This window comes from Salinispora tropica CNB-440, from assembly GCF_000016425.1.
GTDB lineage: Bacteria > Actinomycetota > Actinomycetes > Mycobacteriales > Micromonosporaceae > Micromonospora > Micromonospora tropica.
In genome coordinates this window covers 2,673,599-2,689,355 of sequence record NC_009380.1, presented here as the reverse complement: position 1 = coordinate 2,689,355, position 15,757 = coordinate 2,673,599, and the positions used below count along the sequence as shown (strand labels likewise).

Annotated in this window: 20 protein-coding genes and 1 riboswitch; of the genes, 14 read left to right on the top strand and 6 right to left on the bottom strand. The window is 69.7% G+C overall.

Features of this window, described 5'->3' with window-relative positions; all coding sequences use genetic code 11:
* Nucleotides 1-18: 18 nt before the first annotated feature.
* The 3 genes from STROP_RS12050 to STROP_RS12040 all read right to left on the bottom strand — a co-directional run bounded on the left by STROP_RS12050 (nt 19) and on the right by STROP_RS12040 (nt 3,454).
* Nucleotides 19-1,641: an alkaline phosphatase D family protein gene (locus STROP_RS12050; protein WP_012013622.1), complete on the bottom strand. Its 1,623-nt coding sequence runs from the start codon at nt 1,639-1,641 to the stop codon at nt 19-21.
* 94 nt (nt 1,642-1,735) lie between these two features.
* Nucleotides 1,736-3,181: an MFS transporter gene (locus STROP_RS12045; protein ID WP_012013621.1), complete on the bottom strand. Its 1,446-nt coding sequence runs from the start codon at nt 3,179-3,181 to the stop codon at nt 1,736-1,738.
* A 36-nt stretch (nt 3,182-3,217) separates the two neighbouring features.
* Entirely contained in the window at nt 3,218-3,454 is a 237-nt protein-coding gene (locus tag STROP_RS12040; protein ID WP_012013620.1) for a hypothetical protein, read from the bottom strand.
* A 202-nt stretch (nt 3,455-3,656) separates the two neighbouring features.
* On the opposite strand from STROP_RS12040, the gene STROP_RS12035 reads away from it, so the two are divergent.
* The 3 genes from STROP_RS12035 to STROP_RS12025 all read left to right on the top strand — a co-directional run bounded on the left by STROP_RS12035 (nt 3,657) and on the right by STROP_RS12025 (nt 5,666).
* The gene (locus STROP_RS12035) at nt 3,657-4,805 is read left to right on the top strand and encodes a geranylgeranyl reductase family protein (RefSeq protein WP_018831349.1); all 1,149 of its coding nucleotides are present in this window, start codon (nt 3,657-3,659) and stop codon (nt 4,803-4,805) included.
* Between the two features lie 410 nt (nt 4,806-5,215).
* Nucleotides 5,216-5,413, top strand: a complete 198-nt coding sequence (locus tag STROP_RS12030; RefSeq protein ID WP_018215551.1) for a hypothetical protein — start codon at nt 5,216-5,218, stop codon at nt 5,411-5,413.
* A 94-nt stretch (nt 5,414-5,507) separates the two neighbouring features.
* On the top strand, nt 5,508-5,666 hold the full coding sequence (locus tag STROP_RS12025; RefSeq protein WP_018831348.1) for a hypothetical protein: 159 nt from the start codon (nt 5,508-5,510) through the stop codon (nt 5,664-5,666).
* A gap of 4 nt (nt 5,667-5,670) precedes the next feature.
* On the opposite strand, the gene STROP_RS12020 is transcribed toward STROP_RS12025, so the two are convergent.
* A complete protein-coding gene (locus tag STROP_RS12020; protein WP_028680550.1) occupies nt 5,671-6,321 on the bottom strand; it encodes an HhH-GDP family DNA glycosylase in 651 nt (216 codons plus the stop codon).
* 119 nt (nt 6,322-6,440) lie between these two features.
* Between STROP_RS12020 and STROP_RS12015 the strand changes: the two genes are divergently transcribed.
* Complete coding sequence (locus STROP_RS12015; protein WP_026275372.1) at nt 6,441-6,635, top strand: hypothetical protein; 195 nt, start codon at nt 6,441-6,443, stop codon at nt 6,633-6,635.
* A gap of 59 nt (nt 6,636-6,694) precedes the next feature.
* Here the strand turns inward: STROP_RS12015 and STROP_RS12010 are convergent, their stop codons facing one another.
* Nucleotides 6,695-7,162 carry a hypothetical protein gene (locus STROP_RS12010; RefSeq protein ID WP_012013617.1) on the bottom strand — a complete coding sequence of 156 codons (468 nt, stop codon included), beginning with the start codon at nt 7,160-7,162 and terminating at the stop codon, nt 6,695-6,697.
* Nucleotides 7,163-7,301: 139 nt separating this feature from the next.
* Nucleotides 7,302-8,183 (bottom strand): universal stress protein, encoded by an 882-nt coding sequence (locus STROP_RS12005; RefSeq protein ID WP_012013616.1) that lies wholly within the window; start codon nt 8,181-8,183, stop codon nt 7,302-7,304.
* A gap of 357 nt (nt 8,184-8,540) precedes the next feature.
* Between STROP_RS12005 and clsA the strand changes: the two genes are divergently transcribed.
* The 10 genes from clsA (at nt 8,541) to STROP_RS11955 (ending at nt 15,524) form a co-directional block, all read left to right on the top strand.
* A complete protein-coding gene (gene clsA, locus STROP_RS12000) occupies nt 8,541-9,149 on the top strand; it encodes a cardiolipin synthase ClsA (protein WP_012013615.1) in 609 nt (202 codons plus the stop codon).
* On the top strand, nt 9,146-10,075 hold the full coding sequence (locus STROP_RS11995) for a DUF881 domain-containing protein (protein ID WP_012013614.1): 930 nt from the start codon (nt 9,146-9,148) through the stop codon (nt 10,073-10,075). Before clsA ends, STROP_RS11995 begins: the two co-directional genes overlap by 4 nt.
* Nucleotides 10,072-10,404, top strand: a complete 333-nt coding sequence (locus STROP_RS11990; protein ID WP_012013613.1) for a small basic family protein — start codon at nt 10,072-10,074, stop codon at nt 10,402-10,404. Before STROP_RS11995 ends, STROP_RS11990 begins: the two co-directional genes overlap by 4 nt.
* Before the next feature lie 10 nt (nt 10,405-10,414).
* Nucleotides 10,415-11,332: a DUF881 domain-containing protein gene (locus STROP_RS11985; protein WP_012013612.1), complete on the top strand. Its 918-nt coding sequence runs from the start codon at nt 10,415-10,417 to the stop codon at nt 11,330-11,332.
* Between the two features lie 62 nt (nt 11,333-11,394).
* Nucleotides 11,395-11,775 (top strand): glycine cleavage system protein GcvH, encoded by a 381-nt coding sequence (gene gcvH / locus STROP_RS11980; RefSeq protein WP_012013611.1) that lies wholly within the window; start codon nt 11,395-11,397, stop codon nt 11,773-11,775.
* Nucleotides 11,776-11,990: 215 nt separating this feature from the next.
* Nucleotides 11,991-12,443: an oxoglutarate dehydrogenase inhibitor Odhl gene (odhI, locus tag STROP_RS11975; protein ID WP_012013610.1), complete on the top strand. Its 453-nt coding sequence runs from the start codon at nt 11,991-11,993 to the stop codon at nt 12,441-12,443.
* 50 nt (nt 12,444-12,493) lie between these two features.
* Nucleotides 12,494-13,189 (top strand): transcriptional regulator FtsR, encoded by a 696-nt coding sequence (ftsR, locus tag STROP_RS11970; RefSeq protein WP_187151624.1) that lies wholly within the window; start codon nt 12,494-12,496, stop codon nt 13,187-13,189.
* Between the two features lie 161 nt (nt 13,190-13,350).
* The gene (locus STROP_RS11965; protein ID WP_018724884.1) at nt 13,351-13,815 is read left to right on the top strand and encodes a bifunctional nuclease family protein; all 465 of its coding nucleotides are present in this window, start codon (nt 13,351-13,353) and stop codon (nt 13,813-13,815) included.
* 190 nt (nt 13,816-14,005) lie between these two features.
* A complete protein-coding gene (locus tag STROP_RS11960) occupies nt 14,006-14,572 on the top strand; it encodes a MerR family transcriptional regulator (protein WP_012013607.1) in 567 nt (188 codons plus the stop codon).
* 40 nt (nt 14,573-14,612) lie between these two features.
* A complete protein-coding gene (locus STROP_RS11955) occupies nt 14,613-15,524 on the top strand; it encodes an NAD-dependent protein deacetylase (protein WP_012013606.1) in 912 nt (303 codons plus the stop codon).
* Nucleotides 15,525-15,609: 85 nt separating this feature from the next.
* Nucleotides 15,610-15,709, top strand: a riboswitch (glycine riboswitch).
* The last annotated feature ends 48 nt before the right edge of the window (nt 15,710-15,757 follow it).

Below are 15,757 nucleotides of genomic sequence, written 5' to 3'. Positions count from 1 at the left end.
CAACGGCCGGCTCTCCGGTCAGCTCAGCGGCGCGCTCTCCCGGCGTAGCCGTGCCGAGCCGGCGGTCACCGACCAGCCCGTCACAAAGCGGCTGCCGGTGCTGCTCTGGGTCCGGTCGACCAGGTGGAACCAGTCCATCCGGCACTGCTGCGGCGTCACCTCCAGCACCCCGTAGCCGTGCCCGTCCAACTCGGTCCAGCGCACGTGCGGGTTGGTTGAGCGGATCAGGCCCGACGCGAGATCACTGAGTACGTTGCCTTCCTGCAGCCCCAGGAAGTCGTTGATGTTGTCACTGGTCACCGACGGCACCACGAACTCCGCAGCAGCTGGGTTGGTCAGCCCGGTCGACTGCGTGGTCAGCTCGTTCGCCCACGAGGTGTGGATGTCGCCGGTCAGGAAGACCACATCCCGGGTGTCAGTCGCCAACAGGTGGTCAATCAGCTCGTTGCGGTCGGCGTTGTAGCCGTCCCACTGGTCGGCGTTGAGCACCGCGCCGTTCTGCGGAATGCCGAGCAACGTGCCCAGCGGCCCGAGCAGCCAGGAGGGAAGGGCACCCACATCCAGCCGGGAGATCATGACGGGGTTGCCGACCAGCTTCCACTGGGCGTCCGAGGTAGCCAGGCCCGCCTTCAGCCAGGCCATCTGCGCCTCGCCGGTGATCGTCCGCTCCGGGTCGTCAATGGCCAGACCGGATGCCTGTTCGGAGCGGTACGTCCGCAGGTCCAACATGGACAGGTCGGCGAGCCGGCCGAAGCGCAACCGCCGATAGATCGCGCCGTCCGCCCCGGTGCGCACCGGCATCCACTCCGCGTAGGCCTGGCGTGCTTGCGCCACCCGATCGCTGAAGCTGCCCTCGGTGCCGGGAGTGTGGTTCTCCGCACCGCCCGACCACTGGTCGTTGGCGACCTCGTGGTCGTCCCAGGTGATTGCCCACGGCACCGACGCGTGCAGGGCCTGCAGATCGGGATCGCTCTTGTAGAGCGCGTGTCGGACGCGGTAGTCCTGCAGGGTCAGCGTTTCGTGCGCCGGTTGGACTGACCGCACCACGGTGTCCCCGGCGGGGAACTCTCCGGTGCCGTACTCGTAGAGGTAGTCGCCGAGGTGCACCACGAGATTCAGGTCGCCGCGCTCGGCGAGGTGCCGGTAGGCGGCGAAGTAGCCCGCCTCCCAGTTCGAACAGGACACCACACCCAGTCGGATTCGGTCGATGTCAGCGTCCGCCTCCGGCGCGGTCATCGTCCGGCCGGTGGGTGACCAGGCGTCGGCGTAGCCGAAGCGGAACCAGTACGTGGTGGCTGGCGCTAGCCCGCTGACGGGAACCTTGACCGTGTGATCCCGGTCCGGGCTGGTGACGAGGGTGCCCTGTGCCGCGAGTGTCGCGAAATCCGGGTCGGTGGCCACCTGCCAGGTCACCGTCGCCTCCGGGCCGACTCCCGAACCGGGCTGGGAGTCCTCGGTCGGGGTGAGCCGGGTCCAGAGCAGGATCCCATCGGGCAACGGGTCACCGGAGGCGACGCCGTGCCGGAAGGCGCTACCGGTAGCCCCGGCCGGTCCGGCGAGGACGGTGCTGGCGAAGACGGCTGTGCCGGCGGAGGCGCCGGCGACACGCAGGAGGGTACGACGGTCGAGGGTGTTCGTCATAGGCACTGTTTCTACCGGCCGGTAGGGTCCGGCCGCTGCCCCGTATCGGCGTGTTCGCCGTTTCTTCGGTTGGGCGTCGTCGAATCTTCTCCGCTCAACGGCGGTCGAGGACGATGTCGGTCAACGCCAGGCAGAGCGCGAGCGCGGCGATTCCGCTGATCAGGAGCATCGCATGGTGGAAGGCGACCAACCAGTCCCCGGTTGCCCCCTGGGCCGAGAAGATGACACTGCCGACCGTGGCGATGCCGGCGGCGGACCCGATGCGCTGGCCGGTTTCCAGCATGCCCGCGCCGCTGCCCGCCTGCGGCACCGGCACCTGGGCGAGGGTGAGGGCCTGGTTCGGGGTGACCACCAGACCGCTGCCGAGTCCTGCCACCAGCAGCGGTGTGGCGGTCCACCAGGACACTGTGGCGCCGGTGGGGACCCGGTTGACGACGAGCACCACGACGACGAGGCTGATGGCGACGGTGGCCAGTCCGAGGGCGACCAGTGACCGACCACCCCGGTTGACGACCCGGCCGCCCACCACGGAGGCGATGGCGAATCCAGCCGCGAACGGAGTGCTGGCTAGCCCGGCGGCGAGTGCGCTGTGCCCGAGGCCGTTCTGCAGGTACACCGTGAGGACGAAGAAGATCGAGGTGAACCCGCCGAAGTACAGCAGGGCGATCAGGACGCCGAGCCGGTATGAGCGGATGCCGAGAAGACGTGGGTCGAACAGGGGTTCGCGGCGGCGGGCGTACCACCGTTCCCACCCGGCGAAGGCAGCCAGTGTCAGCAGGCCGGCCGGGAGCGTCAGCCATCGTGTCGGACCCTGCCAGTGCTGCTGGACCAGGGGCAGGAGGACAAGTAGGACACCCGCGCCGAGCAGTAGCAACCCGACCGGATCGAACCGGCGACGGTCGGGAACGCCCTGGGCGTGGCGCGGGAAGAGGCGCCAGCCGAGGACGGCGGCGAACATACCGATCGGCACGTTGACGAAGAAGACCCACCGCCACCCGTGCTCGGACCCGCCGATGTGGATGAGGAGGCCGCCAAGCAACGGCCCGATCGCCGTGGAAATGCTGACGGTCGCGCCGAGCAGCCCGAACGGGCGGCCCCGCTCGGAACGTGGAAAGAGTTCCTGGACCAGTCCGGTGACCTGGGGGGTGACCAAGCCGGCGGCGGCGCCTTGGAGCAGGCGGGCAGCGACCAGCCAGGTGGCGGTGGGAGCAAGCCCGGCCGCCACGCTGGTGAGGCTGAACAGGACGACGCCGACGACGAATACGGTCCGTCGCCCATGCCCGTCACCGAACCGGCCGGCGGGTACCAGCATCAACCCGAATGTCAACGCGTAGCCGGACAGGACCCACTGCACGTCGCTGGGGGCGACATCGAGTGCCCGCTCCATCGACGGGATGGCGACGTTGACGATGCTCACGTCGAGCAAGGTCATGAATACGGCGACCAGACCAACGCCAAGCGCCGCCCCTCGGCGTTGTTGTTCGGCCAGGTCACCACCGGGCGGGGAGGTCCGCGGACCGGGGGGAGGGCGGTCACCCATCCGGGGGTTGCCGGCCCGAGCCGATGCGCCGTGGCCTCACGTCGGCTGTTGGGCACAGAACCGAGGGCCGAAGTCCAGGCCGGCCATCGGCGAGTCCTCGCGGTGCAGCAGGTTCTTCTCGGTGAGTTGGTGCAGGGGAGCGGTAAGTTGCTCCTCGGTCAGCCCGGTCTCCTCGGCGATCAGGTCCGGGTACGGCACCTGGCCGCGGGCCTCCAGCACCGCGACCGCGTCGTACACCCGTTCCTCGACCTCCGACAGTTGTACCTGCCGCATGTCGTCCTCCTTCGGAAGCCGCCCCGCGGGCGGTCGGCCCGTGGGACAGTTACCCGGCTGGCGACCGAAGATGCTCCCCCGATTGGGTATGCCGCCCTGGCCCGGGCGCCAGCTGGGGCGGACGAGCCGAGTGCGAGTCGCAACGGCGCCGGAACCCCCTCGTCCTGGCCAAGAACGTTGACGTGGGCCCAAGGCTGCAACGGTGAGCGTCTGGGATCTTGCGGTGGTGGGTGCGGGTCCGGCCGGCCTGTCCGCCGCCTACGTCGCGGCACGGGCGGGTCTGGCGACCCTCGTGCTGGAGCGGGCTGTGCATCCGCGTTACAAGACGTGTGGTGGTGGCCTGATCGGCACCTCGCTGGCAGCGCTGGCGGACCGGATCGAGGTGCCCGCGCATGATCGGGCGGATCGGGTGACCTTCACCCTGGATGGGCGGCGGGCGTTTACCCGTCGGAGCGCGGCTGGTCCGCTGGTGACGATGGTGCGCCGGGACGAGTTCGACGACCGGCTTCGGGCCGCCGCGGTCGCCGCGGGGGCAGAGCTGCGTCAGCGAGTCGCGGTCCGGGCGGCGGAGCCGGAGCCTGACCGGGTTCGCCTGCGCCTGGCCGATGGGGCGACGGTGACCGCGCGGGCGGTGATCGGCGCCGACGGTTCCTCGGGGGTGACCGCACGGCACGTGGGGGTGCGACACCGCCAGGTCGATCTGGGGTTGGAGGTGGAGCTTCCGGTGTCACCGGTCCAGCGGTCCCGCTGGCGGGGCCGGGTACTGGTGGACTGGGGGCCGCTACCCGGCTCGTACGCCTGGGTCTTTCCGAAGGACGACCTGCTGACGGTGGGGGTCATTGCCGCGCGGGGGGCGGGGGAGCGGACCCGGGCCTATCTACGGTCGTTCGTGGACCGGCTGGGCCTGACCGGGGTCGAGCCGGTGCACGATTCCGGTCATCTGACCCGGTGTCGGCAGGAGGGCTCGCCGCTGCGCCGAGGGCGGGTTCTGGTGGCGGGGGACGCGGCGGGGCTGTTGGAGCCGTGGAGCCGGGAGGGGATCAGCTACGCCCTGCGTTCTGGTGCGCTGGCGGGGGCAGCTGTCGCCGCCGACGATCTGGGCCGGTACGAGTCGGCGGTGGCGGGGGAGTTGGCCCCGTCGATGCGGGCGGGCCAGCATCTGCTGGAAACGTTCTCTCGCCGACCGGGACTGTTCCACGGGCTGTTGGCGACGCCGCCGGGTTGGCGGACCTTTGTCGCCTTCTGTCAGGGACAGGCTGGCTTCGACGACCTGCTCTCCCGGGTTCCGGTGCGAGTGGCGCTGGGAGTGCTGGGAGGGCTGCCCAGGCGGAGAAGCCTCCGCCCACGCTGACGGTTCCGCGTCTTGCGGAGAACTCCGCGACCTCGTCATCCTTCCAGGATCCTAGGATGCCCTAGCGGTGGTGTGGGGAGCCACCAAAACCAACGGGGGAGTGGCCCTACCTATGGCTGCGGACGGTGACAGCGGTCACCAGCCCGGCAGGAAGGGCTGGGGCGGGTACGCTGTTGACACGGGTGTCGGTGTGTCCAGTGTCCCCGGGCCTCACCATTAAGCCGTCGCGGAATACCGTTTGGCTGGAGCCGCCACGCGCCACGCGCCGAGAGGCGACCTGCACACCGGCACCCGGCAACGCCCCCAAGGCCCACGCCTCGGGGGCGTTGCTCTTTCTCGTCGGTGCCGGGGGCGCCGGCCGAGTCCCGGAGCTGCCCGCGCGCGTGGGGCCAGCTCGGTAGCGTCTGAGCATGGACCCTTCGGCGATCTGGCGGGACCGGCAACACCGGTGGCGGATCGAGGCCTACCGCGCGCCCGACCTCCGGTTCGCCATCTTCGCCACCAGCGGGACGACCGAATCGGCGCCGCTGTGGCTGTTCGGGATGTCGGCGTTGGCGCGTTGGTTGATGAGCCACAAGATTTCGCTCGACGACCTGGAGGTCGACTGACCCTGTTCCGGGGGAAAAGGGTAGTTTGCCATCCCTTTGCCGCTGCTGCTGGCTAAGGTCGCTGAGTGTGAGGGACCGAGGAGTACGAACGGCCGTGGCGGTGCTGACCGGCCTGGCAGTGATCTACTTCGGAACGACTGGCCGGGATCAGCCGGACGGCGAGGGCGTCACCAGCGGACTGATCGTGCTTGCGGTGCTCGCGGCGCTGCTGGTGTGGTACCTCACCCGGCCCCGCGGCGACGCGACGAAGTGACCGGTTACCGGCGTGCCTCCCGCGTCACCGCACCAGCGGACTCCTCGCCGAGCGCGACCCGTACCAGGGCGGAGGCGAAGCGGCCGAATTCCGCCTCCGCCACCAGGCTGGCGAGCCGCCGCGGGGTCTGTGGCAGGCCCAACCGCTCGGCGCCGCTGAGGGTGCGCCGGTCGGCGAAGGGGCGCAGGTCCGGCCAGACCGCCTGAGCCTCGCGGAGGAAGATGTCCGCGCCGGTGGGCCCGATGCCCGGAAAGGCGGTGAGCAGGCGGCGTAGCTGCGTCGGCCGGCCCTGTGCGGCGTGGTGGAGCCGGCGTAGGTCACCCTGCCAACGGTCCAGGCAGAGTCGCGCGCCGGTGCCGAGCAGCGTGGCGGTCCGTTCGTCGTAGCGCCGGTAGTGCCCGCGACCGAGCGCGTCGACCCGGTCCTGCCAGGTCGCCGCCTCCATCGCCGACGGCGTGCGGTAGCCGGCGGCGAAGAGCTCCCGGGCGGCGGCCACCGCGACGCCGGCTCGAATTCGTGAGCTCAGCAGGGTGGCGAGCACCAACAGCTGGTAGAGCGGGCCAGGCCGGTCGGCCAGGCGGATCCCGGCCTCTTCGGTGTAGGTCTGTCCCCGTCGCTCCAGCAGCACCCGCGCTGTCTCGTGATTGTCTCCCACCAGCGGGGCGTACCCGTCGTGGGGCGGGTTAGCCCGCTGCATGTCCGGTGACGTCGGTGGGTATTCGGGGGTGGCGGCGGTCGCCGCGTGTGCCGCCGCCCACCGGGAAGGAGACAGTGGTGACGAACCCGCAGCAGCAGGAGGCCCGGCGGAGCGCCCGGGGTTCGAACGTGCAGGACAACAAGGGACCCGGTCCGACGGGCCATCCACGTAACCGTGGCGCGTCGCAGGGCGACCAGGGGCGTCCGGTACCCCGGGGACAGGTCTCCGGCTATGGGCCCCCGGGCGAGCCGGTCGCCGAGGACGACAGCTGATCCGCGCCGCCCGCCCTGCGTCTGGAGGGCGGGCGGCGCGGTGGTTGTGCGGTTGTGCCTCAGGCGTGTGGCGCTCGGAGCCGGTTCCAGGTCACCGCGGCGACCAGGCCGAAAGCCAGGTGCGGGATGAGGTCGGACAGCCAGTCCCCGCGCCTCCAGGTTCGCGGGTCGCTGACCCCGAAGACGGCGTACGAGCCGCCGGAGGCGGTCATCACCCCGCCGCCGAGCAGCCCACCGGCCAGGGCCGGAGGCATTGGCCGGCCCTGGGTCAGCAGGGCGAAGCCGACTCCGGCAGCGATCCCGATGCCGTATCCGAGTAGCGGGCCGAGCCCCAGGCGGCGATTGGCCGCCTGGGGCTCGGGTCCCAGGTTGAGGTGGATCACGTCGGCGACTCGGCCGGCGCTGCGTTCCGGGGTGCTACTCGCCGGGCGGGCTCGCAGTGTCATGTCCAGGTAGGTGACGGCGTTGAGGGCGGTAGTGCCGGCCGCGCCGGCGATCGCCCCGTCGGCCAGGGCCGCGGCTCTCATATCGGGTCGCCGCCGTCCTGGCCGTGCGCGTCGTTCCCCGGTCGTGGTGCTGGCATCTGGTGCCTCCTCGATCGTGCTCACCAGTGTTGTCCGCCGGGCGTCTACCCGTCCGGGGTGGTGACCAACCGTGCCGAAGGGGTCAGCCTGGGGCGCGGACGACCGCGACGGGGCAGTCGGCGTGGTGCAGCGCGGACTGGCTGACCGAGCCCAGCAGCAGACCGGTGAGCGCTCCGTGTCCGTGCCCACCGACCACCAGTAGTTGGGCCTGTCGGGATGCTTCGGTGAGGATCGGCGCGGGCCGGCCGCGGACGGTCCGCTGGTGGACGGTGAGATCCGGCCACCTTTCGGCCAACCCGGCGACGGATTCGGCGAGTATCCGGCGCTCCTCGTGGCGCAGCTTCTTCTCGTCGTAGACGAGAGGCTGCATGTCGCCGGGTTCGCTGGCGACCGGGTGTCGGTAGGCGTGTATCGCGTCGAGTTCGCTGCCGCGTAGCGTCGCCTGTTCGGCAGCGAACTCGACGGCGGGGGAGGACACCGCGGAACCGTCCACGCCGACCACTATCGGCCCCTCGGTGCGCTCCGTGCCGCGGGCGACTAGGACCGGGCAGTCGGCGTGGGTGGCGACCTGTACCGCGACCGAGCCGACGACCAGGGCCGCGAAGCCGCCCAGACCCCGGTCGCCCAGCACGATCAGCACGGCGTTTGGTGCTTCGCCGAGCAACACGGCGGCGGCCTCGCCATCGATGATCTCACCGGAGACGCGGAGGCCGGGGACGGTCGCTTCGGCTTCGGTGACTGCGTCGGCGACGAGCTGCTCCGCTTGGCGGCGGAGGCCCGATCCGGGCGGTCCGCCGGGCGGTGCTCCCACCGGCACGTGGAGCAGCGGCCAGATGAAGCCGTGGACGACCCGCAGCATTCGGTTGCGACGGGCGGCCTCGGCGGCCGCGAGGCGTACGGCCCGCAGCGCCTGCTCGGACCCGTCCACGCCTACTACCACCGCGGCGCCGTTCGACGAGTTCACCCCTTCACCCCCCCCGGTCAGTATCGCGGCCGTGGGATGGCCAGGAGCCGCAACCGGTGGGTTCAGGCCACAGCTGGATCCGAACACTGAATTAACCCTAGTATCCTAGGCCGCTATAGCCAAGGTGTGTCACTACACACTCGGAAACCACACGTACCCGCCCTGACGCAGCACATTGGTGCGGTGACAGGGCGGATATAGTGGCAGCGCAACTTGCCCGGCCCGCGATCACCAGGGATCGCGGGCCGCGTCCAACAGATCGGTCCCGCGCTGGGGTCGTAGTGCCGTTGCCTGCCGACCGGCAGCGCGGCTGGCAGGTGTGGGTCGGGCGCCGACGTGCGCGGTGGAGGAGGTTCGGTGTCGCAGCGGCCGGCTCGATTTGGCACTCCGCACGCCTCCGGCCACCGCACCAATCAGGTCCTCACGCTGCCGAACCTGATCAGCTTCGTCCGACTTCTCGGTGTTCCGGTCTTTCTCTACCTACTGCTGGTGGCCCGCGCCGATGTCGCCGCGATCGTGGTGCTGGCGGTCGGCGGCACCACCGACTGGGTGGACGGCTGGGCCGCCCGGCGACTCCGGCAGGTGAGTCGGCTGGGCGAGCTGCTTGATCCATTCGTGGACCGCCTCTACATCCTGGCCACGCTGGTCGCGTTCACCCTCCGGGAGGTGGTGCCGTGGCAGTTCACGGTGGCGCTGCTCGCCCGTGAGGTGCTGCTGCTGGGTTCCCTCGGCACGTTACGTCGCTACGGGTACGGGCCGCCCCCGGTGCACTACGTGGGCAAGACGGCGACATTTCTGTTGTTGGCCGCGTTCCCCATCCTGTTGCTGGCGACGGCGGTGCCGGCAACAGTTGTCAGCGCGGTCGGCTGGAGCCTGGCCTGGTGGGGCCTGACGTTGTACTGGGTCGCTGGCGCGATGTACGTGGTGCAGGCCAGGCGGCTGGTGCGGGCAGCGAGGGCACGATGACCGACTCACAGCTTCGACCGGAGAGCCGGGAGCCGACCGGGCGGACGTACGCGCCGGACTTCCTCACCGAGCTGTTTCGCAATCCGCTCGATCCGGGGTACGCCGACGCGGCGGCCCGCCGTCAGGTGGGGGCCGCGGTGAGGTGGCGCCGGTCGGTCCGGGCCGTGAGCCTCGTGGTCCTCGTGGTGCTCGGTTTTCTGTTCGCGGTGGCGTACCGCCAGACGGTGGCCGCTGCGCCGGGGCGCCAGCAGGCCCGGGAGGGTCTGGTGGCGCAGATCGAGCAGCGGGAGGCCGAGACCGACCAGCTGTCGGAGCGGGCCGACGGGTTGCGGGCGGAGGTGGCCCGGCAACGGGCTGCCGCGCTGGGAACAGAGGCGGCGCAGCTGCACGAGCTGGAGGCGGGCACCGGTTTGGGTCGGGTGAGAGGGGACGGTGTGGTGGTGCGGTTGGCCGATGCGCCGCCGGACGAGCAGTTGGTAACCGATCCGGGTTTGGGGCCGCCGCGGGTGATCTACCTCGACCTACAGGGGGTTGCGAACGGACTGTGGGCCTCGGGGGCAGAAGCGATCTCGATCAATGGGCAGCGGTTGACGGCAACGTCTACGATTCGGTCGGCGGGTCAGGCGATTCTGGTCGACTTTCGCCCGGTGACGGGACCGTACGAGGTGTCGGCAATTGGCCCGGACGAGTTGCGGAAGCGGTTCGCGCAGACCCGGATCGCGGCGACGATGCAGCAGGTCGCGGCGGATACCGGGGTGGCGTTCGAGGTGCGGGACGCCGATGATCTGACACTGCCCGCCGCGCCGGATCCGCGGCTACAGTACGCGCAGCCATCGGCCACTGCGACGCCGTCGCCGGGTCGGTCGGTCAGTTCTGGGGCGTCTGGTCCGTCGGCGTCTCCCGACTCTTTCGGAGGTGGCCGATGATTGCGGCGTTGGCGTTGCTTGCAGGCGTGTTGCTCGGGCTGTGGCTCGATCCAACGGTGCCGGGGGCGCTGCAGCCGTATCTGCCGATCGCCGTGGTGGCGGCGTTGGACGCGGTGTTTGGTGGGGTTCGGGCGAAGCTGGACCGGATCTTCGACGACAAGCAGTTCGTGGTGTCGTTCATCTCCAACGTGTTGGTGGCTGCTCTGATCGTGTATGTGGGGGACCAGTTGGGGGTGGGTAGCCAGCTCTCCACCGGTGTGGTGGTGGTGCTGGGGGTTCGAATCTTCGGGAATGTGGCGGCGATCCGCCGGCACCTGTTCCGGGCGTAGGTTTGTCGTGATGAGTGGTGACGAGCACACCGAGACGGGGACGGGCTGGCCGGAGCCGACGGGTCCGACGGGGAAGCCGGACCCGCGTCCAGACGCGCCGGATCCGGATGAGTTGAGTCCGCTGGCGCCGGAGGTGGAGGTGGATCCGGAGCCGCCGCCGGGTGAGACGACGCTGGACCGTTCGACGGGGCGTTCATTCACGTCCGCCCTCGCCCTGGTCGGGGGGTGGCGGCGGACGAGTCCGGCCACCGTGATGATCTTCGTGTTGTTGGCGTTGCTGGGGTTCACGTTGGTGGAGCAGTTGCGGACGACATCTACGGACCCAACCACCTCGGCGGCGCGGCAGGAGGATCTGGTGCGGATTCTCTATGACCTGAATGCCCAGGAGGACCGGCTGCGTCAGGACATCGCGGCGTTGGAGGACAGCCAGCGGCAGCTGCGGTCGGGGGAGCAGGGCCGGCAGGCCGCGTTGGAGGAGGCGGCGCGGCGGGCGGACGAGTTGGGGATCCTGGCGGGGACGCTACCGGCGCAGGGGCCGGGGTTGGTGGTGCGGTTCGAGCCCGGTGGCGCGGCGGCGATTTCGGCGATTCGGATGTTGGACGCGGTGCAGGAGTTGCGGGGCGCCGGCGCGGAGGCCATGCAGATTTCCGGTGGTGACCGGGTGACGGTGCGGATCGTCGCCTCGACGTATTTCCTGGATGGGGAGAATGGCTCCGTGTTCGTGGATGGGCGGTTGTTGACGGGGCCGTATACGATCACGGTGATCGGGGACCCGGCGACGATGCGTACGGCGTTGAACATTCCAGGCGGGGTGGTGGCAACAGTCGACGGTGACGGCGGTACGGTGATCGTTGAGGATCGTGAGGTGGCCGAGGTTTCGGCGCTGCACGCCCCGGTCGAGCTGGAACACGCCCGTCCGATCACGTGACCAGCGGCGCGGTTGCGTTGTCATGTGGAGGGCTGGCGCACGATGGATGAAGGACGCGTCTGGTGATTCCTGAGGATTTACGGTATACCGCCGAGCATGAGTGGGTTGCGGGTGCTGGCGACAGCGTGGTGCGGGTAGGTATCACGCACTTCGCGCAGGACGCGCTGGGTGACATCGTCTTCGTCCAGCTGCCCGAGGTGGGGGCGGCGGTGTCTGTCGGCGATTCGGTAGGTGAGATCGAGTCGACGAAGAGTGTGTCGGAGATTTACGCCCCGGTCGGCGGGACGGTGTCGGCGTGCAATGAGGCGCTGGGCGACACTCCCGAGTTGATCAATAGTGATCCCTACGCTGCGGGTTGGCTGTTCGAGGTCACCGTGGCCGATTCAGTCGCGCTGGACGGCTTGCTGTCGGCGGAGGCGTATCGCGAGCTCACCGAGGGCTGAGTGGTGCCCTTCTGCCGGCGCGGGGTTGGTTCCGCGCGTCCGGTTGCCCTGCTTTTCGGCGCTGGCTAGGCTCGCCCAGTCGACCGAGAATCCGATAGTTGAGCGTTGTGTAGTTGCCTTCCTGGCACGGGGAGCCAGCCGCCGGGTGCGAGAATGCCCGGCGGCCAAACCCGCTCTTACCCGACGCTGACCGAATAGATCCGTGAGGTGGTCCCATGACGCGCCCAGACGACGAGTTCCCCCCACTCGACGTCACTTCGACGCTCAATCTCGGCTCGCTCGAAGAGGCCCTGGAGGGGCCGGATACCGACGTGATGCCGAACCGGATGTCCGGTTCGTTGCCGCCGGGGATGGCTCTGCTGGTGGTGCGCCGGGGGCCGAACGCGGGTGCCCGGTTCTTGCTGGACCACGATGTGACGACCAGTGGGCGGCATCCGGACAGTGACATTTTCCTGGATGACGTGACGGTGTCGCGACGGCACGCGGAGTTCCACCGGGACGGTGGGACGTTTACGGTGCGGGACGTGGGGAGCCTGAACGGGACGTATGTGAACCGGGAGCGGGTCGAGGCGGCCACGTTGAGTAATGGCGACGAGGTGCAGATCGGCAAGTTCCGGGTGGTGTTCCTTGCCGGTCCGCGGCCCGAGGAGGGGGCCGGCCGCGGGTGAGTGAGCCGGCGGCGTCTGCTGCGCCGGGGTCGGCCCGTGCGCAGCCGTTGATGAGCATCGGTGAGGTGCTGGCCCAGTTGCGGGTGGACTTCCCGGATGCCACGTTGTCGAAGTTGCGGTTCCTCGAGGCTGAAGGCTTGGTGGAGCCGCAGCGGACGGCGGCGGGGTACCGGAAGTACAGCTGGGATGATGTGGCGCGGTTGCGGTTTGTGTTGACCGCGCAGCGGGACCAGTATCTGCCGCTGCGGGTGATCCGTGAGCAGCTGGCGGTTGGGGATGCGACTGGTGAGCAACCGGGTCGTTCTCGGCCGGCGTTGGTGGCGGTGGGCCCGGGTGGGGAGGTGCCGGGGCAGCCGGCGGAGGCCGAGTCGTCACAGGTGCGGTTGGATCGGGCCGAGTTGGTTGCCCGCAGCGGTGTTGATGAGGCCACGCTGGCGGAGTTGGAGCGGCTTGGTGTGGTGGTGACGGATCCGCCGGGTTGGTATGACGGGGATGCGTTGATCATCGCCCAGGCGGTGGCAGGCCTGGCGGCATATGGGTTGGAGCCGCGGCATCTGCGGGGGTATCGGTTGGCGGCGGACCGTGAGGTGGGGTTGTTCGCGCAGTTGGTGACGCCGTTGGCGCGGCAGAGTGATCCGGCGGCGCGGGCGCGGGCGGCGGAGACGGCGCGGGAGTTGGTGGCGTTGTCGCAGCGGTTGCACGCGGCGTTGGTGCGCGTGGGGTTGCGTTCGACGTTGGGGCGGTGAGGTGGGTGTGTGCGGAGAGATCTGCTCGGTGACGCGTGCCGTAGGCTTGCCGGGGTAACCCCTTTGCGGTGCGTGCCGCGCGTGGGACGGCCGGGTCGCGGTCCGTGTACCGTGCAGAAGGGGTGCGGTGCGGCGTAGGTGACAACGACACGGAGGCGGCGGTGCGCGAGCTGAGTGTGGTCGGGGTTCGGGTGGAGCTGCCGGGCAACCAGCCGATCGTCCTGCTCCGGGAGGTCGAGGGGGACCGCTATCTGCCGATTTGGATCGGCGCGGTCGAGGCCACGGCGATTGCCTACGAGCAGCAGGGGGTCAAGCCGACGAGGCCGTTGACGCACGATCTTCTTCGGGATGTGTTGGCGGCGTTGGAAGCGCCGTTGCAGGCGGTGGAGATCACTGAGTTGAAGGAGAACGTCTTCTTCGCTGATCTGTTGCTTGGTGACGGGGTGCGGGTGTCGGCGCGGCCGAGTGATTCCATCGCGTTGGCGTTGCGGGTGGGGGCGCCGATTCGGTGTGCCGACGAGGTTCTCAGTGAGGCCGGGATTGTGATTCCGGACGAGCAGGAGGACGAGGTGGAGAAGTTCCGGGAGTTCCTGGACCAGGTGAGTCCGGAGGACTTTGCCGGTTGACCCGGCTCTGAACCGTGCGACCGCTGGTCGTGGTGTCACCACGGTTGGTGACGGTCTTTGGGCGTGTTGTGGGCGCGGCGTGTCGTGTTGTTGTTGCCCGGTAACCGTCGTGTGCGGCGATAGGGTGGCCGTATCGAGGGGTGCTCGTCTCGACGTGGGCGTGGCACCGCACGGCGGGGAGGTTATCCGGATGCAGGAACCGTGGGATTCCGATTCGGGTTCGGGGCCGGGTGCGCCGGCGATCGACGATGACGGTGAGGTCGGCTATCGCGGTGTGACGGCCTGCCATGCGGTGGGTATCAGTTACCGGCAGTTGGACTATTGGGCGCGGACGGGTCTGGTCGTGCCGGGGGTGCGGGACGCGTCGGGTTCGGGGACGCAGCGGTTGTACTCGTTCCGGGACCTGGTGGTGTTGAAGGTGGTCAAGCGGCTGCTGGACGCTGGGGTGTCGTTGCAGAACATCCGGAAGGCGATTGAGGCGTTGCGGTCGCGGGGGGTGGCGGATCTGGCGGGCATCACGTTGATCTCTGACGGGACGACGGTGTACGAGTGCCGTTCGCCGGAGGAGGTGGTTGACCTGTTGCAGGGTGGCCAGGGGGTCTTTGGGATCGCGATCGGTGGCGCGTTCAAGGAGATCCAGGGGTCGTTGTCGCATCTGCCGGCGGAGTCGGTGGCGCCGCAGCCGGCGGTGCCGGCTGCGGCGGAGGTGGTGGGGGACGAGTTGGCGGCGCGGCGGGCGCGGCGACGGGTGAGTTGATCGGCGGCGGAGGTGGGCAGGTGGCCACGGACGCGGCAGCATGGGTCTGGTGAGTGAACAGATCGAGGTGCTGGCGGGGTTGGTCTCCGGTGGTGGGGTGGTGGTGCTCAGCGGTGCTGGCCTCTCCACCGAGTCGGGTATCCCGGACTACCGGGGGGCCAGTGGGGCGGCGCGGCGGCACTCTCCGATGACGTATCAGGTGTTCGTGGGGGATCCGTTGGCGCGGCGGCGGTATTGGGCGCGTAGCTATCTGGGGTGGCGCACGGTGGCCGGGGCGGTGCCCAATGCCGGGCATCGGGCGGTGGCTCGTTTGCAGGATGCGGGCCTGGTTGACGGGGTTGTTACGCAAAACGTGGACGGGTTGCACACCGCGGCGGGCAGTGGCGGGGTGGTGGAGTTGCATGGGCGCCTGGACGAGGTGGTGTGCCTGGGTTGTGGTGTCGGGATGTCGCGGTGGGAGCTGCATCAGCGGTTGGCGGAGGCGAACCCGGGGTTTGAGGCGCGGGTGTCGGGGGTGAATCCGGATGGTGACGTCGATCTCGCTGATTGGGCGGTGGCGGGTTTCCGTACGGTCGATTGCGCCCGGTGCGACGCCGGAACTTTGAAGCCGGACGTGGTGTTCTTCGGTGAGTCGGTGCCGCCGGCGCGGGTGGCCCGGTGTTTCGCCATGGTGGAGTCCGCGCGGCTGCTGTTGGTGCTTGGGTCATCTTTGACGGTGTTGTCGGGGCGGCGGTTTGTGGTGCGGGCGGCGAGTTTGGGCATTCCGGTGGCGATTGTCAACCAGGGCGCGACTCGCGGCGATGCGTATGCGACGGTGACGGTGGATGCTCCGCTGGGTCGGGTGTTGCCGGTGCTGGCCGATCGGTTCGGTGCCGTCCGAGACGGCGCGGGTCAGCTGGGTGCCGTCCCGGTTGGTGCGGACGGTGTGGGTGGACCGGTGGTGGTGGGCTGACCGTGCGGGCGGTGGTGCGGTCGGTAGTGGCCAGGGTGGGGACAACCGGGTGGGGATGGCCGCTGGTAGCGTTGGTCGCGCCGGTCGCACCCGTGTGGGAGAGACCGCCCGGAAACCACCCGGTGCGGCGCCGAAGGGGCAAATCCTCCCCGGAACCTCTCAGGCAAAAGGACCTCACGGGTAGGCACTGTGGAGCGTCTGTGGGCGCGACAGAGGGGGAGGCCGACCTGTCG

Coding starts and splice junctions, on each gene's coding strand:
- STROP_RS12030 (WP_018215551.1), top strand. CDS start 5,216: ATGGACCCTTCGGCGATCTGGCGGGACCGGCAACACCGGTGGCGGATC.
- STROP_RS12040 (WP_012013620.1), bottom strand. CDS start 3,454: ATGCGGCAGGTACAACTGTCGGAGGTCGAGGAACGGGTGTACGACGCG.
- STROP_RS11990 (WP_012013613.1), top strand. CDS start 10,072: ATGATTGCGGCGTTGGCGTTGCTTGCAGGCGTGTTGCTCGGGCTGTGG.
- ftsR (WP_187151624.1), top strand. CDS start 12,494: ATGAGCATCGGTGAGGTGCTGGCCCAGTTGCGGGTGGACTTCCCGGAT.
- STROP_RS12010 (WP_012013617.1), bottom strand. CDS start 7,162: ATGAGAGCCGCGGCCCTGGCCGACGGGGCGATCGCCGGCGCGGCCGGC.
- STROP_RS12045 (WP_012013621.1), bottom strand. CDS start 3,181: ATGGGTGACCGCCCTCCCCCCGGTCCGCGGACCTCCCCGCCCGGTGGT.
- STROP_RS12050 (WP_012013622.1), bottom strand. CDS start 1,641: ATGACGAACACCCTCGACCGTCGTACCCTCCTGCGTGTCGCCGGCGCC.
- STROP_RS11985 (WP_012013612.1), top strand. CDS start 10,415: ATGAGTGGTGACGAGCACACCGAGACGGGGACGGGCTGGCCGGAGCCG.
- STROP_RS11995 (WP_012013614.1), top strand. CDS start 9,146: ATGACCGACTCACAGCTTCGACCGGAGAGCCGGGAGCCGACCGGGCGG.
- odhI (WP_012013610.1), top strand. CDS start 11,991: ATGACGCGCCCAGACGACGAGTTCCCCCCACTCGACGTCACTTCGACG.
- STROP_RS11955 (WP_012013606.1), top strand. CDS start 14,613: ATGGGTCTGGTGAGTGAACAGATCGAGGTGCTGGCGGGGTTGGTCTCC.
- STROP_RS11960 (WP_012013607.1), top strand. CDS start 14,006: ATGCAGGAACCGTGGGATTCCGATTCGGGTTCGGGGCCGGGTGCGCCG.